18 protein-coding genes are annotated in these 23943 nt (G+C 40.6%); 14 read left to right on the forward strand and 4 right to left on the reverse strand.

What is annotated here, in order from left to right; all coding sequences use genetic code 11:
* Nucleotides 1-34: 34 nt before the first annotated feature.
* The 13 genes from relA to HWV00_RS02475 all read left to right on the forward strand — a co-directional run bounded on the left by relA (nucleotide 35) and on the right by HWV00_RS02475 (nucleotide 16218).
* Entirely contained in the window at nucleotides 35-2281 is a 2247-nt protein-coding gene (gene relA / locus HWV00_RS02415) for a GTP diphosphokinase (protein ID WP_211684540.1), read from the forward strand.
* 349 nt (nucleotides 2282-2630) lie between these two features.
* Nucleotides 2631-5852 carry an HD domain-containing phosphohydrolase gene (locus tag HWV00_RS02420; protein WP_211684541.1) on the forward strand — a complete coding sequence of 1074 codons (3222 nt, stop codon included), beginning with the start codon at nucleotides 2631-2633 and terminating at the stop codon, nucleotides 5850-5852.
* A 203-nt stretch (nucleotides 5853-6055) separates the two neighbouring features.
* Complete coding sequence (gene mazG, locus HWV00_RS02425; RefSeq protein ID WP_211684542.1) at nucleotides 6056-6850, forward strand: nucleoside triphosphate pyrophosphohydrolase; 795 nt, start codon at nucleotides 6056-6058, stop codon at nucleotides 6848-6850.
* Nucleotides 6851-7002: 152 nt separating this feature from the next.
* On the forward strand, nucleotides 7003-8640 hold the full coding sequence (locus HWV00_RS02430) for a CTP synthase (RefSeq protein WP_211684543.1): 1638 nt from the start codon (nucleotides 7003-7005) through the stop codon (nucleotides 8638-8640).
* A gap of 70 nt (nucleotides 8641-8710) precedes the next feature.
* On the forward strand, nucleotides 8711-10012 hold the full coding sequence (eno, locus tag HWV00_RS02435; RefSeq protein WP_211684544.1) for a phosphopyruvate hydratase: 1302 nt from the start codon (nucleotides 8711-8713) through the stop codon (nucleotides 10010-10012).
* A gap of 125 nt (nucleotides 10013-10137) precedes the next feature.
* The gene (ftsB, locus tag HWV00_RS02440; protein ID WP_211684545.1) at nucleotides 10138-10416 is read left to right on the forward strand and encodes a cell division protein FtsB; all 279 of its coding nucleotides are present in this window, start codon (nucleotides 10138-10140) and stop codon (nucleotides 10414-10416) included.
* 9 nt (nucleotides 10417-10425) lie between these two features.
* Nucleotides 10426-11121: a 2-C-methyl-D-erythritol 4-phosphate cytidylyltransferase gene (gene ispD, locus HWV00_RS02445; protein WP_211684546.1), complete on the forward strand. Its 696-nt coding sequence runs from the start codon at nucleotides 10426-10428 to the stop codon at nucleotides 11119-11121.
* Between the two features lie 12 nt (nucleotides 11122-11133).
* On the forward strand, nucleotides 11134-11613 hold the full coding sequence (ispF, locus tag HWV00_RS02450) for a 2-C-methyl-D-erythritol 2,4-cyclodiphosphate synthase (RefSeq protein ID WP_211684547.1): 480 nt from the start codon (nucleotides 11134-11136) through the stop codon (nucleotides 11611-11613).
* Between the two features lie 65 nt (nucleotides 11614-11678).
* Nucleotides 11679-12734 (forward strand): tRNA pseudouridine(13) synthase TruD, encoded by a 1056-nt coding sequence (gene truD / locus HWV00_RS02455; protein ID WP_211684548.1) that lies wholly within the window; start codon nucleotides 11679-11681, stop codon nucleotides 12732-12734.
* On the forward strand, nucleotides 12731-13372 hold the full coding sequence (locus HWV00_RS02460; protein ID WP_211684549.1) for a protein-L-isoaspartate(D-aspartate) O-methyltransferase: 642 nt from the start codon (nucleotides 12731-12733) through the stop codon (nucleotides 13370-13372). Before truD ends, HWV00_RS02460 begins: the two co-directional genes overlap by 4 nt.
* The gene (locus HWV00_RS02465; protein WP_255554875.1) at nucleotides 13369-14334 is read left to right on the forward strand and encodes a peptidoglycan DD-metalloendopeptidase family protein; all 966 of its coding nucleotides are present in this window, start codon (nucleotides 13369-13371) and stop codon (nucleotides 14332-14334) included. The genes HWV00_RS02460 and HWV00_RS02465 overlap by 4 nt, the downstream gene beginning before the upstream one ends.
* A gap of 69 nt (nucleotides 14335-14403) precedes the next feature.
* The gene (gene rpoS, locus HWV00_RS02470) at nucleotides 14404-15363 is read left to right on the forward strand and encodes an RNA polymerase sigma factor RpoS (RefSeq protein ID WP_211684550.1); all 960 of its coding nucleotides are present in this window, start codon (nucleotides 14404-14406) and stop codon (nucleotides 15361-15363) included.
* Between the two features lie 171 nt (nucleotides 15364-15534).
* Complete coding sequence (locus tag HWV00_RS02475; protein WP_211684551.1) at nucleotides 15535-16218, forward strand: RNA polymerase subunit sigma; 684 nt, start codon at nucleotides 15535-15537, stop codon at nucleotides 16216-16218.
* 20 nt (nucleotides 16219-16238) lie between these two features.
* Here the strand turns inward: HWV00_RS02475 and mutS are convergent, their stop codons facing one another.
* Nucleotides 16239-18806: a DNA mismatch repair protein MutS gene (gene mutS / locus HWV00_RS02480; RefSeq protein WP_211684552.1), complete on the reverse strand. Its 2568-nt coding sequence runs from the start codon at nucleotides 18804-18806 to the stop codon at nucleotides 16239-16241.
* A 178-nt stretch (nucleotides 18807-18984) separates the two neighbouring features.
* On the opposite strand from mutS, the gene recA reads away from it, so the two are divergent.
* The gene (recA, locus tag HWV00_RS02485; protein ID WP_211684553.1) at nucleotides 18985-20043 is read left to right on the forward strand and encodes a recombinase RecA; all 1059 of its coding nucleotides are present in this window, start codon (nucleotides 18985-18987) and stop codon (nucleotides 20041-20043) included.
* Between the two features lie 127 nt (nucleotides 20044-20170).
* On the opposite strand, the gene HWV00_RS02490 is transcribed toward recA, so the two are convergent.
* The 3 genes from HWV00_RS02490 to traF all read right to left on the reverse strand — a co-directional run bounded on the left by HWV00_RS02490 (nucleotide 20171) and on the right by traF (nucleotide 23635).
* Entirely contained in the window at nucleotides 20171-20779 is a 609-nt protein-coding gene (locus tag HWV00_RS02490; protein ID WP_211684554.1) for a PepSY domain-containing protein, read from the reverse strand.
* Between the two features lie 125 nt (nucleotides 20780-20904).
* Complete coding sequence (locus HWV00_RS02495; RefSeq protein ID WP_211684555.1) at nucleotides 20905-22083, reverse strand: conjugal transfer protein TraF; 1179 nt, start codon at nucleotides 22081-22083, stop codon at nucleotides 20905-20907.
* Nucleotides 22084-22330: 247 nt separating this feature from the next.
* Nucleotides 22331-23635, reverse strand: coding sequence for a conjugal transfer protein TraF (gene traF / locus HWV00_RS02500; protein WP_211686288.1), 1305 nt, complete (start codon nucleotides 23633-23635; stop codon nucleotides 22331-22333).
* Nucleotides 23636-23943 lie beyond the last annotated feature (308 nt).

Below are 23943 nucleotides of genomic sequence, written 5' to 3' on the forward strand. Positions count from 1 at the left end.
TGTATTTTGGTTTAATCTTGTTAGGAATTAAGACATGGTTGCGGTACGTGATTCTCATTTGACCAACCCGGAAGACTTTGATGCGAAGACCTGGACGTCTTCGCTAGCACTCACCTCGACAGAGCAAGATGAATTATTTGAGTTATATTCTCAATTAGCATTAAAAGAAGCAGCTGAATCCCTTGAGGATGAGGCTGAGCTCCGTTACCCGTTATTGGCTTACGGGGTGGAAATGATCGAAATATTAATGACGATGGATATGGACATGGAGACCTTAAAGGTAGCTTTGTTGTATCCATTTTTCGATGCCAAATTATATGATAACGAAGAAATTGAAACGTTATTTGGTAGCAAGTTATTACCCCTATTAGTTGCTGTAGTCGAAATGGATGCAATCCGTACGCTACAAGCGAAATCACAAAAACCATCAGAAACGCAAATCGATAATTTACGCCGTATGCTCATGGCGATCGTTGATGATGTACGTGCAATTGTGATCAAGCTAGCTGAACGTATCTGTCATCTTCGTCAGGTAAAAAATGCCTCTGAAGAAGAGCGCGTATTAGCAGCAAAAGAAATTGCCGATATTTATTCCCCATTAGCCAACCGTTTAGGTATTGGTCAATTGAAGTGGGAGCTGGAAGATTTATCATTCCGTTATTCGCATCCAGATACGTATAAGCAAATTGCGAAGTTATTACTTGAACGCCGTATCGACCGTGAAGAGTTTATTGATAGCTTTGTATCGCAAGTTAAAACGGGTGTTGAAGCTGCTGGTGGTCGTGTTGAAGTATATGGCCGTCCTAAGCATATCTATAGCATCTGGAAAAAGATGCAGAAGAAGAACTTAGACTTCACTGGTCTTTATGATGTACGAGCAGTACGTGTGATCGCTGCAGAGTTGCAAGATTGCTATGCTGCTTTAGGTGTTATTCATAACTTATTCCGTCCCATTCCAAGTGAATTTGATGATTACGTGGCAAATCCAAAAGCCAATGGTTATCAATCTATTCATACTGTTGTTGCGGTTGGTGATGAAAATAAAGCCGTTGAAGTGCAGATCCGTACAAAACAAATGCATGATGACGCTGAGTTAGGTGTTGCTGCACATTGGCGTTACAAAGAAGGCGCAGATACGACCAAGAAAGGTAGCTACGAAGAGAAAATTGCTTGGCTACGTAAACTACTGGCATGGCAAGATGACATGGCTGAAAGCGGTAGCTTGGTTGATGAGCTACGCAGTCAGGTATTTGATGATCGTGTGTATGTGTTTACGCCAAAAGGTGATGTGGTTGATATGCCACAAGGTTCAACACCGCTTGATTTTGCTTACTATGTGCATAGCATGGTTGGTCATCGCTGTATTGGTGCCAAGATCAGTGGACGTATTGTTCCGTTTACTTACGAATTGCAAACGGGTGATCAGATTGAGATCATTACTCAGAAAAACCCGAACCCAAGTCGCGACTGGCTATTACCAAACCTTGGTTATGTAAAGTCTGCACGCGCACGTGCCAAGATTAATACTTACTTTAAGCGTCTTGATCGCGACAAGAATGTAGCTGCTGGTAAAGACATGTTAGAAGGTGAGTTGCATAAGCTCAAACTACACCTGTCTGATGCAAGCTGTGCCTTTGAGCGCTTTAATGCCAATACAATGGATGATTTATTAGCGCAGGTTGGTAGTGGTGATGCACGTCTTAATCAAGTTATTAACCATATCAAAGTATTGCTATTACAGCCAAGTGCGGAAGAAGAAGACAAACTCGCATTAGAGTTGGTTGATCAGCAAGTACAGAAATCACAAAACCAGACGAAGAAAAAACGTAATAAAGACCATATTGTTGTAGAAGGTATGGGAAATCTGATGACGCATATTGCCAATTGTTGTCAGCCAATTCCCGGAGATGACATTGTTGGTTATATCACTCAAGGTCGTGGTATCTCGATTCACCGTAATGGCTGCTTACAGTATGCGGATTTAAGTAATCGTCAACCAGAGCGCATTATTGACGCGGTATGGGGTGGTGATTTTAGCGGTGGCTATGTTGTGACATTGGTTGTACATGCGAGTGATCGCAGCGGCTTGTTACGCGATTTAACCACTATCTTTGCAAATGATCGTATTCATGTTGTTGGTATGATTACGCGTTCGGATCCGAAGTTACAAACTGCCACGTTAGAAATCAATATTGAGCTTTATAATATTGATACCCTCAGCCACTTGATTAATCGCATGACTCAAGTGAAAGGCGTGATCTATGCGAAGCGTTTAAAATAAAGAGATAACGCTGCTTTGTTATATAGCCAAGCTATTTCAAGGTGTGCAGTGAGAAAACCGAAAGGGAAGTAGCTATCTACTTCCCTTTATTTTATTGAAAATAGTCCAATAGCCTGTAGACAACATTGACTTCAATCCTGCATATATAAATACCCAGTCGTTCATACCTAACTACCCAGTTAACTTTTATCAATAATTTAATTTGATATACCTCTAAATTTCTTCATCTTTATTTGCTATATTTTATAATGCAACGAAGTGTTGTGTTTATTTGATGTAGCTTGTTAAAGAGCATGGTTTTTTATGCACTAGACCGATAAGACATAATTAAATTCAAGGAAGAATATTAATGAAACGAAAGACATTTTCAGTTCGCTTTACTGTCGGCACTATGTTTATAGTCGCGACCCTCATTACTGGATTAGTCGCAGTGTCTCTGCAATACCACTTCAGTAAAAAGATGGCGATAGAGCACACAGTACAACGTTTATCTAACGCCTCTTCTGAGTTATCTGAATATATGCAAACCTTAGAGCGGGATGCTGCTAATACTGCGCGCTTATTAGTTTCCATTAGCCATATTTTTGATATTCAGTCTAATGAGGCCGATTTACGTAATATTCTCGCCGAGGTGATGACCGAAAATAGATTGTTTTACAGTATCTATATTGGTTCAGATAACGATGATTTTTATCAAGTGATTAATCTCGAATCTTCGCCAATTGTACGGGAAAAGATCACAGCAAGTAGCAATGACCGCTGGGTTGTTATTAAGATAACAGGCGATCGGCTGAAGCGAATTCGTGAAACGTATTATTACGATAGTGAGTTTGTATTACGAGAGGTAAAGACGACCAAAAGTAACTACTTTCCAACCGAAAGACCTTGGTATGAGGCCGCGAATACAGATTCGGTATTTAAAACTAAACCCTACTTATTTCAGCATTTAAAAATAACGGGTCAAACTTACTCACTTAAATTGAAAGATAGCCATAGCCACAATTCAGAGCAACCTCACAGTCGTATTTTAGGTATTGATATCGTACTGTCGTCTGTTGCGGAAAAATTGTCGAATAATTCATTCGATTTTGATGATACAAGTGAAATTGAATCTTACCTATATACAAAATCGGGTGAGGTTATATCTTCGAGTCTTCAAGCTGCTAAGCATATTGCTATCCCAGAATCGAATATATTGGAATTAACTGCACTGCAGCAGCGTGCGATTAATACAGCCGCTAAAATAAAGATTTCAAATCAAAATGACTGGGCGCCGATTGATTTTTCTGTATCTGGAAAGCCACAGGGTTATGCCATCGATATATTATTATTGATAGAGGAAATGACGGGTATTGATTTTGAGTTTATTAATGGCTTTTCTTGGTTCGAGCTACTTGATAAGTATAACAATGGCTCTCTTGATGGATTGCATTCATTATTGAAAGTCCAGCGTAATAACCCCTCTGGTATCTATAGCGAACCTATTTACGGTTTTAACTTTGCTTTAGTGAGGCATAGAAGTAGTACGGATGTTGAAAACTATGCCGAACTAGCAGGGCAAAGAGTGGCTATTCTATCGGGCTGGGCTATTGCTGCTAAGTTACGTCAAAATTTCCCCACTATTGAACTGATTGAGTTTGATGATCGAAATGCGGCATTTAAATCTGTTTCGGAGGGGAGCACTGATGCATTTCTTGATTTAAAGCCGGTACTCATTTCTGGTCTTACCCAATACTTCTATAAAAACCTTAAACTGAACGATAATATTGCTGACCTCACTGAGCTGCTTCCTTCGATGTTTTACATTTTACTGAAACCAGAGATGCATAATCTTATACCTATTATTAATGCTGCAATTGCAAATATTAGTGATGAGCAACGAACTGCATTGGCGAGTAAATGGTTAGGGGGAAAAGGGATACGGGATAATATGATGGTGCCTTACCAAGACTTAGTATCGCTAACGGTATTGCAAGGCAATCATGATCAGATTATTGAGCGTGCTATCAATGGACAAGAAAGTTTAGTTTATATCAGTCCAGTTAAAGCGGGCGCTAATTCCGAAGAATTTTTCGCTGTTGTAATCCCCAAAAAAGTGATTTACAAAAAGGTGAATGAACGAATAAAAATATCTATTTTAGTGACAGTCATTTTCATTTTATTAATGCTCCCGTTAGCTTGGTTATTTGGCTCTCCAGTGGTGAGGCCTATCCGACAATTGCGCCTTGAAACAAGGAAAGTACAAGAACGACAGTATGATGATGTGCAACTTGTGGATACGCCAATCAAAGAAATTTGGGAATTATCTGAAGCCATGGTCGCGATGGCGAACGATTTACAACAATATGAAACGGCACAAGATGAATTCTTAGAAGCGTTTATTAAACTTATTGCACAAGCGATTGATGATAAGTCTAAATATACGGCTGGCCATTGTAACCGTGTACCTGAGATCGGCATGATGCTTGCGGATGTCGTAGAGCAATGTGACACGGCACCGTTCAAAGACTTTAAATTTGCCAATGCGGATGAAAAGCGTGAATTTAGAATAGCGGCTTGGTTACATGACTGTGGCAAGATCACGACCCCTGAATATATCGTTGATAAAGGCACTAAGTTAGAGGCAAATTATAACCGTATTCACGAAGTTCGTACGCGATTTGAAGTGCTATGGCGTGATGCTGAAATTGCAGCATTAAAGCAGCAAATAGCAACACCTGAACAGCAACTCGTGATTGATATAGAACTGAAGAAGAAGCAACAAAAACTGACCGATGATTTCGCATTTATAGCGGCATCAAATGTTGGCGGTGAGTTTATGAGTGATGATAAAAAAGCCCGTGTGAAGGTGTTATCAGAGCAAACATGGTTACGCCACTTTGATGATAGTTTGGGCCTTTCTTCAGTTGAAGAACTCGTGAAAAAGACGTCGTCAAATGCAGCTCTACCTGTGGTTGAAAAACTGCTTTCAGACAAATCAGAACATATTGTTCAGCGTGATAGAAAAGTGGAGTTTGACCCTAAATTTGGTATTAAGATGGATGTGCCTGAGCATCAATATAATTTAGGTGAGGTGTACAACCTAACGATTAGTCGCGGTACGTTAACGGCTGAAGACAGGTATAAGATTAACGAGCATATGATCAGTACAATTAAAATGTTAGAAAATCTCCCATTTCCACCTGAACTGAGTCGGGTTCCACGCTATGCCTCAACGCATCATGAAACGTTAAAAGGCACGGGTTACCCACGTAAATTGACAGGAGAAGACCTTTCAATTCCAGAACGTATCTTAGTGATCGCGGATATCTTTGAAGCTCTGACTGCGTCTGACCGTCCTTATAAGAAAGCAAAACCTGTCAGTGTCGCGGTTGATATCATGTACAAGATGGCCTTGGACCAACATTTGGATATCGAGTTATTTAAACTATTTTTACAAAGTGGTACGCATGTTAAATATGCGCAGGAATACCTGAAGCCGGAGCAACTCGATGAAATTGATTTAGACAAATATTTGCAGCCTGAACAGATAAGTGAGGATGATTCAAACAGATATTTAACTGCTTCGTAATTATGAGAACGCGCGGTGAGTCATCTTCTAGATGATTTACTGCGTGTTATAAACTGCTCTCCTTTAATTTAGCCCCCTCCAAACGTAATGAATATCATTATATACTCACTGATAAATCATTTAGTCTCAGTTTATGGCCCCGTTTAATTTAATGGGGCTGAAGCTCGGGATTACATTGTTAAATTGAATTAATAGGACTTATTTTGAAAGAAAAGTACACGATTAATGATTTACGTCATATGGTTGACCAATTACGTAACCCAGATACAGGCTGCCCTTGGCATTTGCAGCAGGATTTTAAATCGATCACTAAATTTACTCTAGAAGAAGCGTACGAAGTTGTTGATGCAATAGAGAATAATGATACTTCAGGGTTAGAAGGGGAGTTGGGAGATTTACTTTACCATGTTCTTTATTACGCACGGTTAGGACAAGAACAAGCCTTATTTAGCTTTGATGATGTAATTCAACAACTCGCTGAGAAATTAATCCAGCGTCACCCTCATGTTTTTGGTGAAATAAAACTACAGTCTAAGTCCGAAATTATTGATGCATGGCAAAAACAAAAATCAAAAGAGCGTTTAGAAAGTCATGATAAAACGACTCATCACAGTGCTTTAGATAATATTCCAAACGCATTACCAGCCCTTGTTCGAGCGGCAAAAATACAACAGCGTGCTGCTGATGTTAAGTTTGATTTCGAACATTATAAGCAAGCATTATCAAAGGTTTATGAGGAGGTTGATGAAGTTGTTGAAGAAGCGGATGCTAGTATTGTAGATATGGAAAAACTTGAAGAGGAACTCGGTGATTTACTGTTCTCTGTTGTGAATGTGACACGGCATTTAAAGCAAGACCCTGAGCAAGCACTCCGTAAGGCAAATGAAAAGTTTGAAAAAAGATTTAGGCAGGTAGAAGTACTTGCATTACAGAATGGTAAGGAGTTAAGTGACTGTTCTATAAGTGAAATGGAGTCGTTTTGGCAAAAAGTGAAATAAAATTACAACATATGATCTACCGCACAGTTATAGAAAAACGGCAATGGTATACTTGTCAACATTGTGGGATGAGGGGGATTTGTTTATAATGTCGTCCCTTCTGGTATATATTCAATAATACACATTTAATCCCTAACAACTTCAGGTTATGTATGACAACTAAGTACGTTTTTGTTACTGGTGGGGTAGTATCCTCATTAGGTAAAGGTATTGCGGCAGCATCATTAGCAGCTATTTTAGAAGCGCGTGGCTTAAAAGTCACAATGATGAAACTAGACCCTTACATTAACATTGATCCGGGCACAATGAGCCCTATTCAACATGGTGAAGTATTCGTAACGGACGATGGTGCTGAGACAGATCTAGATTTAGGTCACTATGAGCGCTTTATTCGTACTCACATGACTAAACGTAATAACTTTACAACAGGTAAAGTGTATTCATCAGTGCTTGCTAAAGAGCGCCGTGGTGATTACTTAGGTGCAACGATTCAGGTTATCCCACACATTACAAATGAGATCAAAGAACGCGTTATCGCGGGCAGTGAAGGCTTTGATGTTGCTGTAGTAGAAGTGGGCGGTACGGTAGGTGATATCGAATCTCAACCTTTCCTAGAAGCATTACGCCAAATGGGCGTGCAACTAGGTCGTGACCACACAATGTTTATGCATTTAACATTAGTACCTTTCTTAGGTGCTGCTGGTGAAGTTAAAACAAAACCAACACAACACTCAGTAAAAGAGTTACGTTCAATTGGTATTCAGCCTGACATTCTAATTTGTCGTTCTGATCGTAATGTACCAGCGAACGAACGCGCTAAAATCTCGTTATTCTGTAACGTAGAAGAAAAAGCCGTTATCTCACTGAAAGATGTAGACAGTATTTATAAAATTCCTGCGCTATTAAAATCACAAGGTTTGGACGAGCTAATTGTTAAGCGTTTTGGCTTAACTGCACCAGAAGCCGATCTAGCTGAGTGGGAACAGGTAATTTTCGAAGAAGCTAACCCAACTGATGAACTTGTTATCGGTATGGTTGGTAAATACATCGAACTACCAGATGCTTACAAATCAGTAAATGAAGCACTTAAACATGGTGGTTTGAAAAACCGTTTCAGCGTGAAAATCAAATATATTGATTCACAAGATCTTGAAGCGAAAGGCACAGATATTCTGAAAACTGTTGATGGTATCTTGGTACCAGGTGGTTTCGGTGAACGTGGCGTTGAAGGTAAAATCCTTGCAGCAAAATTTGCACGTGAGAACAAGGTACCTTACTTCGGTATTTGTTTAGGTATGCAAGTAGCGTTAATCGAATTCGCACGTAATGTTGCTGGTCTAGAAGGCGCACATTCAACAGAATTCAACCCAGAAACGAAGTTCCCTGTAGTTGGTCTAATTACAGAGTGGATTGATGAATCAGGTAACGTTGAAGAGCGTACAGATACATCAGATCTGGGTGGTACTATGCGTCTAGGTGCACAACTATGTCATCTTAAAGCGGGTAGTAAAGTAAGAGAAATGTACGGTAGTGCGACGATTAAAGAACGTCATCGTCACCGTTATGAAGTTAACAACAACCTTCTACCTAAAATCGAAAAAGCAGGCCTAAAAGTAACAGGTTTATCTGCAGATAAGAAATTAGTAGAGATTGTTGAGAATCCGAATCATCCTTGGTTTGTTGCTGCTCAATTCCACCCGGAATTCACTTCAACACCACGAGATGGTCACGCATTATTTGAAGGATTCATTAATGCTGCTGGTGAAAATAAAAAATCATCAACTAGCTAATCAGAGATTTTAATATTAGTGCCGCGGTAACGCGGCATACTTAAATTTTTAATAGTTAAGGAAATCAAAAATGTCTAAGATCGTTAAAGTTCTAGGTCGCGAAATCATGGATTCACGTGGTAACCCAACGGTAGAAGCAGAAGTTCATCTTGCTGACGGTTCTATCGGTATGGCTGCTGCACCATCTGGCGCATCAACTGGTTCTCGTGAAGCGCTTGAATTACGTGATGGCGATAAAGCGCGTTACTTAGGTAAAGGCGTACTTAAAGCTGTTTCAGCTGTAAACGGTCCAATTGCTGAAGCACTAGCTGGTAAAGATGCAATTGCACAAGCTGAGCTTGATCAAATCATGATCGATCTAGATGGCACTGAAAACAAAGCTTTATTTGGCGCAAACGCGATCTTAGCTGTTTCTTTAGCTGCAGCTAAAGCTGCTGCAATCTCTAAGAAAGTTCCTCTTTATGCTCACATTGCTGATCTAAACGGTACTTCTGGTGAATACTCTATGCCTCTTCCAATGATGAACATCATCAACGGTGGCGAGCATGCGGATAACTCTGTAGATATCCAAGAATTCATGATCCAACCTGTTGGCGCTGAAAACTTCCGTGAAGGTCTACGTATGGGTGCTGAAGTATTCCATAGCCTTGCTAAAGTACTTAAAGCTGACGGTCACTCAACAGCTGTTGGTGATGAAGGTGGTTTCGCTCCTAACCTAGCGTCAAACGAAGCTGCACTTGCTGCAATTAAAGTTGCTGTTGCAAACGCGGGTTATGAACTAGGTAAAGACATCACTTTAGCGATGGATTGTGCTGCATCTGAGTTCTACGACAAAGAAGCAAACATCTACGATCTTAAAGGTGAAGGTAAGAAATTCACTTCTGAAGAGTTCAACTACTTCTTACAAGATCTAACTAAAGAATATCCAATCGTTTCTATCGAAGATGGTCTTGATGAGTCTGATTGGGATGGTTTCGCACACCAAACTAAACTAATGGGTGATAAAATCCAATTAGTTGGTGACGATCTATTCGTAACAAACACTAAGATTCTTAAGCGTGGTATCGACAACGGTATCGCTAACTCAATCTTAATCAAATTTAACCAAATTGGTTCACTAACTGAAACGTTAGCTGCAATCAAAATGGCTAAAGATGCTGGTTTCACAGTTGTTATCTCTCACCGTTCAGGTGAAACTGAAGATTCAACAATTGCTGACCTAGCTGTTGGTACATGTGCTGGCCAAATCAAAACTGGTTCATTAAGCCGTTCTGATCGTGTTGCTAAGTACAACCAACTTCTACGTATCGAAGAAGCACTAGGTTCAAAAGCACCATACAACGGTCTTAAAGAGGTTAAGGGTCAAGCTTAATCCGCTTAACTGTTAATTCTGAATAGATTAAAAAACCCGCTTTTTAGCGGGTTTTTTTTATTTATACGCTAACCAATCTCTGCATTATATGTGACAATAACTGATTCATTTACGGGATGATTGTCATGCGCCTGCTTTATCTTATATTAATCTCAATTCTCAGCCTGCTGATTTACCATTTTATTGCCGGTAACAACGGTTTGATGGACTATAAACGTATCGAGCGTGAAGTTGCCGTCCAACAAACAAATAATCAATTATTAATCGACCGCAATACAGCCTTAAAGAATGAGATCTTAGATCTACGCAATGGTAATGATGCAATCGAAGAGCGTACGCGTAACGAACTGGGTATGATCAAAGAAGGTGAAACTTTCTACCGTATTATTAATGACGATAACTAGGTAATAGAGATGACTGAACAATTTATTGCGGTTGTCCCTGCCGCTGGTGTTGGTGCCAGAATGGGCGCTAACATTCCTAAGCAATATCTGATGTTACAAGGTAAAACCGTTATTGAGCATACGTTAACGGCACTATTGAGCCACCCACGTATTGCACAAGTCGTGGTTGCACTCGGTCCTGAGGACGGTTGGTTTGCCGATCTTACTATTGCTAATGACCCCGCAATTATCCGTGTTAATGGTGGTAAAGAGCGAGCTGACTCTGTATTAGCCGGTTTACAGGCTTGTCAGGATTACAAGTGGGTACTTGTACATGATGCGGCTAGACCTTGTATAAATCACACTGATGTCGATAGTCTTATTGATAGCGCGTTAACATCAGAATACGGTGCTATTTTAGGGTGTCAGGTTCGCGATACGATGAAACGTACTGATGCACAAGGTAATATTATTGCGACTGTCGATCGTGATTTGTTATGGCATGCATTAACACCGCAGATGTTCCCTGTTAAATTACTAACAGAAGCGTTAACGACGGGCTTAGCTGATAATGCCAATATTACAGATGAAGCGTCAGCTATCGAGCTCTTAGGGCTAATGCCTAAGATGGTTATCGGCCGTGCTGATAATATTAAAATCACACGCCCAGAAGACATGCCGCTAGCAACATTGTTTTTACAACAATCAACGAATGATAATAAATAGGGAAGGTATTTAATGTTTAGAATTGGTCATGGTTTTGATGTTCACAAATTTGGTAATGCAGGTCCTGTGATGATTAACGGTGTTGCGATCCCTTATGAGCAAGGTTTCTTGGCGCATTCTGATGGTGATGTTGCTTTACATGCGATTTGTGATGCCTTACTTGGCGCGCTGGCTCTTGGCGATATTGGTCACCATTTCCCTGATACATCTGCAGAATTTGAAAACATTGATAGCCGTATTTTATTACGAGATGTGTTTAGTAAAGTGAAGGAACTGGGTTATCGCATTGGTAATTTAGATGTCACCATCATTGCACAAGCACCTAAGATTGCACCGCATATTCAAGCAATGCGTGCTGTGTTAAGTGATGATCTTGAAACAGATATATCAACCGTAAATGTAAAAGCGACAACGACAGAAAAACTTGGTTTTACAGGACGTAAAGAAGGCGTTGCATGTGAAGCTGTCGTACTATTAATGAAAAATACTTAAGTTATTAAGAAAGAATACAAAAGCGAAACCAATTAATGCAAACTAACCCTAATGTGGAGAGAACAATGCTTCCTGAATTTGAATATCTATATGGCAAACCTAGCGTAACAGGTTTTATTAAGCAGGAAGCTGCCGATTTTGTGGTTATTGAAGACCTTGGTTTTGAATTGACGGGAGAAGGTGAACATATCTTCATCTCTATCCGTAAAGAAGGCGAAAATACCCAATATGTTGCTCGTGCATTAGCGAAAGCGGCAGGTGTAGCAGATAAGCACGTGAGTTATGCAGGTCTTAAAGATCGCCATGCGATCACTGAGCAATGGTTTGGTATCCACATGCCGGGTAAAGAAACACCTGATTTCTCGGTTGTTGAAACGGATCAGATTAAAGTATTAAAAGTTGTGCGTCACAACAAAAAATTACGTACAGGCGCACTTAAAGGTAATCAGTTTACTTTAAAATTGACCGATTTAAGCAGTACCGATGGACTGCTTGAACGTTTAGAGAATATCAAAACGACAGGTGTGCCAAATTACTTTGGTGAGCAACGATTCGGTCGTAATGGTAGCAATATCACGTATGCAAAAGAGATGTTTGCAGGCAAAAAAATTAGAGACCGTAATAAGCGTAGTTTTTACATTTCAGCTGCCCGTAGTTTACTGTTTAATCGCGTAGTCAGTGACCGTATTAGTCAAGATAAATGGCAAACTGCAATGCCAGGCGATTGCTTTATCTTACAAGGTTCGAACTCTTTCTTCGCTGAAGAAACATTAAGTGATGATATTGTCGAACGTGTTGCACAAGGCGCATTACAGCTATCTGCACCGTTAGTAGGTAAAGGTAATAGCAGTGCGATGAGTGATGCACTTGCTTTTGAACAAAGCATTGTTGAAGAGTATCCAGAGCTACTTGAAGGCTTAATTGCTGCGGGTCTACGTCAAGAACGCAAAGCCTTATTATTACGTCCACAAAACTTTAGTTATGAACTGGCTGATAACAGCTTAACAGTGAGTTTCTATCTCCCGTCAGGTTGTTTCGCGACAAGTGTTGTACGTGAATTGATTGAAGAAAAAGTTGTTATCCGTCATTTTGACCAAGAGCCTAAATCAGGAACCCTATGATCGAACTTGGTAATACAGGTGTTGCAGGGCAGCGTATAAAATCGTTGCTCGAACAACAAGGGATTAAAGATCCTCGTGTATTAACTGCGATACAAGATACCCCTCGGGACTATTTTGTTGAAGAAGCATTCGCGTTGCAGGCTTGGGGTAACCAAGCGTTGCCAATTGGTGCTGGGCAAACTATATCTCAGCCGTATATTGTAGCGCGTATGACCGAGTTGTTATTGCAGACTAAACCACAGCGTGTATTAGAAATTGGTACTGGCTCTGGCTATCAAACGGCTATTTTGGCGCAAGTGTTTCCCCGTGTTTATTCTGTAGAGCGTATTCAAGCTTTGCAGTGGCAAGCTAAACGTCGATTAAAAAACCTTGATCTACATAATATCGTAATGAAATATGGTGATGGTTGGCAAGGCTGGCAGAGTAAAGGGCCTTTCGATGCCATTATTGTGACTGCTGCTCCAGCGAGCGTACCACAAGCATTATTAACGCAATTGGTCGATGGCGGGCAACTAATTCTACCATTAGGTGTCGAATCTCAAGTATTACAAGTGATTACGCGTAACGGTGACATCTATACAAGTCAAAATATTGAAAACGTGCGTTTTGTTCCTCTAATTAATGGAGAGTTGGCGTGAAAACATGGAGGCAAAACTCCACTCATAGAGGTTTACGCAATATACGCCGATGGAAGTTATGGCATAGCATAGCGGCTTACTTTTTTTTAACTCAGTTAGTTGGTTGTTCTACAGCTAACTATAGTCCTGCACCTGTTACTAGCGTTCAGGGTTATAAAACAGAATTAAAGTCACGTATTAGTACGTCTACTTATCGCGTTAAAAAAGGGGAAACCTTATATGCGATTGCGTGGCGTAGTAATCAAGATTTCAAGCATTTAGCTGCATTGAATAACATTCCCAATCCATATCAAATTTATCCAGGGCAAGTGCTCAAGCTAACGGGTAAAATACCGAAGTCATCATATAAAAAACTGACACCGGTAAAAGTAGCAAAAACAGCAAAAACAGCAAGTAAAAAACCGACTAAAACGAGTGTTAAAGCGCCATCTCGCCCATTAGCGAAGCCTGCACCGACAAAGACTGTAGTCGCTAAAGCTAAGCCGCCGGTTAAAACAAAACCACCGGTAAAGGCGAAGCCTCCAGTTGTTAAAGCGCCGAAGCCATCTGTTGCTAAAGTATCGAAACCTAAGGCTGTGAATAATAATAAATTGTCATGGGCGTGGCCGGCATCAGGCAAGTTAATTAGCACTTATTCGAGCAGTAAGACAGGACAGCAAGGGGTCAATATCGCGGGTTCATTAGGCCGTAATGTATTGGCTTCAGAAGCGGGTCGCGTGGTTTATTCTGGTAATGGTCTACGTGGTTACGGCAATCTAATCATCATCAAACATAATGATGATTATTTAAGTGCTTATGCCTATAATCAAAAGCTACTTGTGAAAGAACAACAGTGGGTTAAGTCTGGTCAGAAGATTGCAAGTATGGGTAACACGGGACCTAATTCGGGTGCTGAACTGTATTTTGAAATTCGCTATCGCGGCAAGCCGGTTAACCCTATGCGTTATTTGCCTAAACGTTAAGCCCGACTGAAAGTCGTTTATTAGACTAATCTTAATAAGCGATTTACTTCAGTCAGAGGACTAACCGTAATGAGCAAGATAACTGATGCAAAGAAGTTAGACGTTGAAGATCATGATGTATCTGAAAACGATAAAAAAGCACGACCAGGGATGGGTATATTTGACGATGAGCAACTCGTCCCTAACGATGCAAAAAGCTTAGATGCAACACAGCTTTATCTTGGGGAAATTGGTTTTTCACCGTTACTGACAGCAGAAGAAGAAGTTTTTTATGCACGTCGTGCCTTACGTGGCGATGCGAGTTCACGAAAGCGTATGATTGAAAGTAATCTACGTTTAGTGGTTAAAATTGCAAGACGTTACAATAACCGTGGGTTAGCTTTACTTGATTTAATTGAAGAAGGTAATCTCGGTTTGATCCGCGCTGTTGAGAAGTTTGATCCCGAGCGCGGATTTCGATTTTCAACTTATGCGACATGGTGGATAAGACAAACCATCGAACGCGCTATCATGAATCAAACCCGTACTATTCGTTTACCCATCCATGTCGTTAAAGAACTCAATGTGTACCTTCGCGCCGCACGTGAACTTGCCCACGAGTTAGATCATGAACCGACCGCGGAAGATATTGCTGATAAATTAGATAAACCCGTTGCTGATGTCAGTAAAATGCTGCGCTTAAATGAACGTATTAGCTCTGTTGATACGCCGATTGGTGGGGATTCAGAAAAAGCGTTATTAGATATTATTTCGGATGAGAAAGGAGATGGGCCTGAAAGCTGCACGCAAAACGATGATATTAAATTTAGTATCGTTCGTTGGCTTGAAGAGCTAAATCCAAAGCAGCGGGAAGTATTGGCAAGACGTTTTGGATTACTTGGTTATGACGCCTCCACACTCGAAGATGTCGGCCGTGAAATTGGTTTAACGCGCGAACGTGTTCGTCAAATACAAGTCGAAGCATTACGACGATTACGGGAGTTGTTAGGGCAGCAAGGACTCTCTGTTGAGGCATTGTTTAGGTTATAACAATTCATTAAACGTAATACTATTGAGCAGTTAATCATTAAGTTGTTACTCGTCTTAATGATTAGCCATTAACTCAGCCTTTCTGCTTATTTTATTAAAATCAGTCATACTATTCATTCGTTTTTAGTATCTTAATAAACCTCTGCAAACATGGATTGTTTAAGGACGGTTATGTCATTTTTTCGTTGTTTTGTTCACTTGTTATTTGTAATTAGTAGCGGGTTACTGATCACAGGCTGCTCTACGCCTCGATTATTTGTTAATAGCGACCTGCCTGCCATACCGAGTGATGCGGAGTTTCTTGTATTGCCAACTGATATTCATGGATTGTCGGGTGCAAGAGCTGAAAAAGAAGCTATCTTTTATCAATCCTTCAAGTCTGCTTTTAATGAACTTGCTATTGATACCCCTCAACTTGAGTCTCGATTAAAGCATCATAGTTTTAGCGATGTGTCTTGGAAAATGAGTCATGCAATGCATAGACTTGTGACCGACTTTGATTGTTTTAGTTATACCGATGCATACCAATTAGACCTTGATGATGGCGAAGCAAGCAGTAAATTTAGAGAGCTCGATGACGATATTTATTATTTAGGACAATGGCTAAAGCAGGCTTATCAGTGGTCCGATATACCAGACTATATCGCGATAGCCCATATCGACAGTATGGGGGTGTCGCAAGCTGGTAGACTGATTAAATACAGAGTGATTGCAGGAATTTACTCGACACAACGAAAAGCATTAGAGCGAGTCGTTACGTATGTAACAAAAAGCCCAAATAACCATGCCGCCATTTTACATGACTTAGATAATTTGGGCTTTCTAATCTATCGTGAGCTGTTTAAATTAAACTAACGCTTATTTCTCACTAACCATTAAAGTAGTTCTTTTAAACGGTATAAAGCATCCAATGCTTCACGTGGCGTCATATTATCAATATTCAACGTATTGAGGTCATCGATAATAGGATGCGGTAGTGGTTCAGCTGTCACTTGTGGGCTTTCGCCTGCCGCAGTTGGTTGGTGCGAGTTTAGTTCTAACTCATGCAACTTCACTTTCGCTGCGTGAATCACGGGCTTTGGTACACCGGCTAATGCTGCTACCTGTAGTCCGTAACTGCGATCGGCTGCGCCATCTTGCACTGCATGCATAAACACAATTGAGTCACCGTGTTCAACCGCATCTAGATGTACATTCACCAAGCTAGGGTGCTGCTCTGTTAACGTCGTTAGTTCAAAGTAGTGCGTTGCAAAGAGGGTATAAGCTTGGATCTTATTCGTTAGATATTCTGCACAAGCCCACGCTAATGACAAGCCATCGTAGGTACTTGTACCGCGGCCAATTTCATCCATCAATACTAAGCTGTTCGCGGTTGCATTATGTAAAATATTTGCTGTTTCAGTCATTTCTACCATGAAGGTTGAGCGACCTGATGCCAGATCATCCGATGCACCAATACGTGTAAAGATACGATCGATTAATGATGTTGTTACTTGCTCTGCAGGTACGAAACTACCGATGTGCGCCATTAGCGTGATTAATGCTGTTTGACGCATATATGTCGATTTACCACCCATATTCGGGCCAGTAATAATTAACATGCGACGTTCAGGGTTAAGCTGCACTGGATTGGCAATAAACGGTTCTGTCATCACCTGTTCAACCACAGGGTGACGACCATTGGTAATGTCGATACCCGGTTTAACACTGATTGTTGGACGGCAGTAGTTTAAGGTTTCTGCACGTTCAGCAAAATTACATAATACATCCAATTCTGATAATGCAGCTGCACTGTCTTGTAGTGCAGGAATGTAAGGTAATAACTTATCTAATAGTTGCTCGTATAGCTGTTTTTCTAGCGCCAGTGATTTACCTTGGCTACTAAGTACTTTATCTTCGTGCTCTTTCAGTTCGGGAATAATGTAACGTTCAGTATTTTTAAGCGTTTGACGTCGGATATAAGTGGCAGGCACTTGATCTGATTGCAGGCGACTTACTTCGATGAAATAGCCGTGTACTCTGTTATAACCAACTTTTAATGTTGGAATTCCTGTCTGCTGTTTTTCACGTTCTTCTAAAGCGTGCAAATAATCGGTTGCGCCTTGGCTTAGTGCGCGCCATTCGTCTAGTTCTTGATTGTAACCGGGTGCAATAACACCACCATCACGAATTAACACAGGAGGGTTGTCGATAACAGCAAAGCTCAATAATGCTTCAAGTTCACTAAATTCGCCAGCCAGTTGCTGCAGCGAGTTTAAGTGGTCCGCATTGTGTTCTGCAAGCAGGGTTTGCAGCGTAGGCAGTTGTTGGAATGCATTACGTAAACGTACTAGGTCACGTGGACGTGCAGAACGCAGTGATAAACGCGCAATGATTCGTTCGATGTCACCAATAGTGCGTAGCACTGGCTGGATATCGTTTAATGCGCCAACATCAAGTAGCGATTGAATACTTGACTGACGTTGTTCTAATACCAAGCTATCGCGGATAGGCTGATGTAACCAGCGCTTTAGTAAACGGCTACCCATTGGCGTTGAAGTGTGATCAAGTATTTCAGCAAGGGTATTATCAACACCGCCAGACAAGTTCTGTGTTAGCTCTAGATTACGACGTGTTGCCGCATCCATAACAACCATTTGTTCGGTTTGTTCAAGCTTGATCGCTCGGATATGTGGTAACGCTGTTCGCTGTGTTTCTTTAACATACTGCATTAAACAACCTGCCGCACATAGTGCCACGGGCGAACTTTCTACACCAAAACCTACCAGATCTTTAGTACCAAACTGTTGGCATAACACATTGCGACCTGTTTGTAAGTCAAATTCCCATTCTGGGCGACGACGTAGACCTTTAAGGTGTTTAATATGTTGAACTGATTCAAACGACTCGCAATAAAGTAGCTCTGCTGGTTCAGTACGTTGCAGTTCTGCCAGCAAGGTTTCTTCAGAGTTAAATTGATTGATCAAGAAGCGGCCGCTACCCATATCAAGGGTGGCATAACCAAAGTTGCTACCGTCATGAAATAATGCCGCTAATAAATTGTCATTACGTTCTGTCAATAAGGCTTCATCACTGACTGTACCGGGTGTGACAATACGTACGACTTTACGTTCTACGGGCCCTTTTGATGTTGCTGGGTCTCCGATTTGCTCACAGATAGCAACCGATTCGCCACTACGTACTAGCTTTGCTAGATAGCCTTCCAATGAATGGTAAGGAATACCTGCCATTGGAATCGGGTTACCGTTTGACTTGCCACGCTTGGTCAGCGAGATACCTAATAGTTGTGACGCTTTTTTAGCATCATCATAAAATAACTCGTAAAAGTCACCCATACGATAAAACAATAGGATATCTGGTTGCTCAGCTTTTAACTTAAAAAATTGTTGCATCATCGGTGTGTGATTCGTTAAGTCTTGAGGGGCAAGAAAGTCAGGTTGCATAGCGGCTCGGTTCTAAAAAGATAATTGCGGCTATAATAACAATGCTAAAGCAAGGTGGCGACTGTATTTTTTTGTGGATAAATATGAGCCATGAATAATTTTTCAAAAAATATGATTTTATTGCTTGATACTGTATGAACGAACAGTATACTTAAGCTATAAAATTAAATACTCGATTATGCCTCAGGGGAATAAAATGGACGCGAATAAAGAAAAAGCCTTAGCTGCAGCACTTGGACAAATTGAAAAACAATTTGGTAAAGGTTCTATCATGAAGCTGGGTGACAACCGTACCATGGACGTAGAAACAGTTTCTACTGGTTCACTTTCTCTTGATATCGCGTTGGGTGCTGGTGGCTTACCAATGGGTCGTATCGTAGAAATCTATGGTCCTGAATCAAGTGGTAAAACAACGTTAACACTAGAAGTTATCGCGTCAGCACAACGTGAAGGTAAAATCTGTGCGTTTATTGATGCTGAGCATGCTCTAGACCCTATCTACGCAGGTAAATTAGGCGTCGATATTAATGAGTTATTAGTATCGCAACCGGATACAGGTGAGCAAGCGCTAGAAATTTGTGACATGCTAGCACGCTCAGGTGCTGTTGATATTATCGTAGTCGATTCTGTTGCTGCACTAACACCGAAAGCTGAAATTGAAGGCGACATGGGCGACAGCCACATGGGTCTACAAGCACGTATGTTATCGCAAGCAATGCGTAAACTTACTGGTAACTTAAAGCAAACGAACACTATGTGTATCTTCATTAACCAAATCCGTATGAAGATTGGTGTAATGTTTGGTTCACCTGAAACGACTACGGGCGGTAACGCACTTAAATTCTACGCGTCAGTTCGTTTAGATATCCGTCGTATTGGTTCAGTAAAAGATGGCGACGAGATCACGGGTAATGAAACACGTGTGAAAGTTGTTAAAAACAAAATTGCAGCACCATTCAGACAAGCTGAATTCCAAATCCTATACGGTAAAGGCTTTAACCGTAACGGTGAGTTAATCGATTTAGGTGTTAAAGAAAAACTAATTGAAAAAGCAGGCGCTTGGTACTCATACAAGGGTGATAAGATCGGTCAAGGTAAAGCGAAATCAACACAATTCCTTATCGATAACCCTGCTATTGCTACAGAAATTGACGGTCTTATCCGTGCTAATTTACTTGGCAATAAAGATGAAGAAGTGGTTGCTGTTGCGACAACTGAAGCTGAAAACGAATTTTAATCATAGTTTCATATCGTTTAATTAATTTATCACACTTCGTTTAATCGCGAGTGTGAATCATTAATTAGCATGTACGAATGAATCAGTATGATGAAAGAAAGGCAGGTATGTAACATACCTGCCTTTTTTATTTAGCTCTCATTGATGTTCTTTTTATCATTACAACACCCGTTAACGCCATTAATACCAATAATCCTAGACCGATATATCCAAACCACTGATCAAACGTTTTATTGCCTGTCCAGCGCAGATAATGAATGTCATACATGGTATTAAAAATACGGCTATCCGCACCTTGCTGACGTAGGGTTAAGCGCGACCAATCAAACATGAGTTTTACATTGGTATCTGTCATCGCAATACCGTCTTTATAGTCTAAAACTAATCCGTAACGATCGGGATTATGTTTTACGGCATCTTGTAATAAATTAACTATGTTTTGCGCGCGAGGCTCTGATACTGCTTGATTATCTACAGGGTTAATATGCTGCCATTTGTTATCGATTTTGACGCGATAATGCTTACCTAAAATAGAGCGGTTAATCGCAATTTCTTGCCAATTTTGCTTTGGGGATATTTGTATTGTCGAATTAAGCGGGTAAGTGGTTACCTGTAATTGTTCATAGGCATTTTCATAACCGGGTTTAACCAAAAAAAATGCGCCTGTTAATGCCCAGAGTGTCACGGGTAATATGAGTAAATAACCGAGATAACGGTGTAGTGTATAGGTATTCATTGCAGTCTATTAAATAAAATTTCGTTATCGCTATTTTACGGTTTAATAATAAAAAGACCAGTTTAGGTGGTTGTTATAAGTGCTTTTTATTATTAACCATAGCATAACGTTTAATAGACTAGCATTTAGAAGGTCAGCGCTGTTTGTGCGACGAACCCATAGGTTTCATCTTCACTTAACATGCCTGTTAAGTCGATATGGAGAATACTAAAGGGCGATAAACCCATGCCAAAGGTAATTTGGTTACTGTCATTGTCGTTTAAATCATAGCGGAAGCCGCCTCGAAACTGTAACCAACCCCATGCATCCATTTCAGCCCCCAGACGGGTGTATTGAGATGGCTTTTTGTTACTGAGAGTATCTGATTGAGTAATATCGATATCGACAGCGGCAGTAAGCCACTCACTATGGAGTGCGAAGCCGGTCGTGATTTGTGGTTTTATTTCATAACGAAACGTTTCTGAGGCATTAGAAACTTGATGCTCAAGCATGTTTTTGGCGACTAAACCAAAAGTAAAATGTTTATTGGGTTCGACGACAAAACCCGCATCGATATTAAAGGCCACATCATCATCCATAGTGCCATCTTTTTCTAAATTACTGGCGTCAAAGTTATCGATGCTATCGGTATATTGATAAAAGCCAATCGCTTGCACTTTAGGGGATAAGCCGACATAAACAGGTGTGTTACCCAGTATGAATTTAGAGGCTAATGATATACCGAGATCCGTTACACCAACACCATGAAGCGTGATTGTTGAATCAAGCTCGTCGATTGCAGCTGGGTTTTGTCCTCTTAAGGCTTGAATATCACTATCACTGATATCAGCAGCGACTTGTAGATCAAGATAGGTATTGGTGAATAACGCAAAAGAGACTGTTTCATTGGGCACTGCGATGACACCCGCTAGCCCAACTTGTACGGGGATTTTTTCGTTATCTAACATCTCAAGTTCATTCGCAAGTTGACGAGCCGTGGCACGCGCTTGTGGTGAGTTAGAGTTATATTTATTTAATTCATTGATTAGATCTGACGCCGTATTGATACTATCAATGGTATCGCTATTATCATCTATTTGAGCGCCTATTGCTGGTAGTAATATTCCCACATTATCAGTATGTGAAAAACGAGCGAGTAATGCCGGGTTCATTAGTGGTGCACTCAGGTAGTGGGCTGATGCAACACCAGTACCTCCCATTGCATCACTGCGGGATTGAAAATATTGTTGACCAGCATTGGTTGATGAAATATATCCGACAGAGAGGGAGAGACTAATTAATGCCGACAGCGTATGCTTTTTCATGATGTATCCTTACAAGTTCGAGAAAATTATCGCGTGGCTCGATGCAGTACGGCATTATCTAAATCGACCGGTGTACTTATAGAGGATAAGCAAAAATATATTTTTTGAGGTGAATTAATCGATGATATATAACAAAAAAGCACCTTTTAAAAGGTGCTTTTAACATACTCTAATGTAAGGTGTTGAAATATATCAGAGTTATTGTTTTATGTTAGACTATTTTATTTATGTGATAAATATCAATAAATTAGAATTTAGCTGATACTTGTAAGACGAAACCGTCAATACCATAGACTGGCTCATCACTTGTGCTATTTGCTGCGTTCAGGCCGCTATCTTTAAATTCACCATCTTGATAAATGCCATAAGCACCGTTTTTACTGATGGTTGCAGCTAGGTCAATATGCACTAAATCCATTGGAGATATACCAAAACCAAAGGTGTAAAGATCATCTCTTACATCATTTAAGTCGTGACGAATACCTGCGCGTAACTGTAAAAAATCAAATAGGTTTGCTTCAACACCACCGCGGGCATAGCGAGATTCGCTGTTGCTCTCAAAACCTATCGCATCATTTAAATCCATTTCCGCGGTTAATGTAGCGAAATCATGGTGCAGTGCAAAACCTGCGGTAACTAATGGCGCTAACGTGAATACCATTTTTTCATCTGCTTGTCCGATACCTTTATATGCAGTTGTCTCTACTTCTAGGTTTTTCTTTAACATGTTACGGCCGCTGACAGCTACGCGGAAAGTGTCATAAAAATCAAATGCAATACCCGCATCAAGATTGAAATGACTTTGCTTATCGAGTCCATCAAGGAACGCATCTTCAAACTCTTGCAAGCCATCACTATTAATTGATATGTCATAACTATATGTGTCGATACGTTGGTATTTCGGTGATACACCAATCGAGACTTTAGCAATATTAGCATCCCAGTTCATCGATAACGCAAGGCCAAGATCGGAGACTGATACACCCGCTAGGTTGACCTTGCTATCAAGGTCATCTAGTGTTTGATTGTTAGCGAGGTCGATATCACTTTGGCTTACTTTCGCAGTCGCGACACTGGTCATATAAGAGTTACCAAAGAAAGCGACTGATAATGCACTACTTGGTAAGGCAATCGCAAAACTTGTACCTACATTGACGTCCATGCGTTGACCATCAAATTGGCTTAGCGCATTTGCATAAGCCGCAGCAGTTAATGGACTTCTATTATTGTCATAAGCATCTTGCGCTGTTTTAACGTTATCCAAAGCACCTAAGAACGCATCTGATGTTTCTGTTTGAACACCGATTGATGTTGGCGCATAGCGGGTGTGACCATTATCGCTATATGGAATTGCAGGCAGAATGACACCAATATAATCAGCGTTGCCTTGACCTAACAGTGCAGGGTTAACAAATGCGGCGGTGACAAAGTCGGAAGAGGCGACACCCGCACCACCCATTGCGTCATTACGGGCATCAAAATACAGTTGAGAAGCAAAGGAGGTCGGTGCAATCGCACACGTTAGTGCTGAAATAACAAGTAAACGTTTCATATCAATCCCTGATTTTTGATGCATATATTGACGCGATAACATGTTGGTTAATCCGTTAACCGACAGCTGTTATTCGCTGTGATATACCGCTAATGATGTTGGCTGTTTGATAACAAATAGTAGCACTGGACAAGATGAACTTAAGTTTGATGTTAAGTACTAGATTGTGAGAATGAATGTGTGATCCTGATCTTTTCATCAGAATTGATGTTGATTTAATGAGATTGGATTAGTCAGCCTTGTATCTCTCTAATATAGCGAGTATAAATAGCTGGAATCATAGTGAGAAACTACATTTTATAAAATAA

Source organism: Moritella sp. 24 (genome assembly GCF_018219155.1).
Classification (GTDB): domain Bacteria; phylum Pseudomonadota; class Gammaproteobacteria; order Enterobacterales; family Moritellaceae; genus Moritella.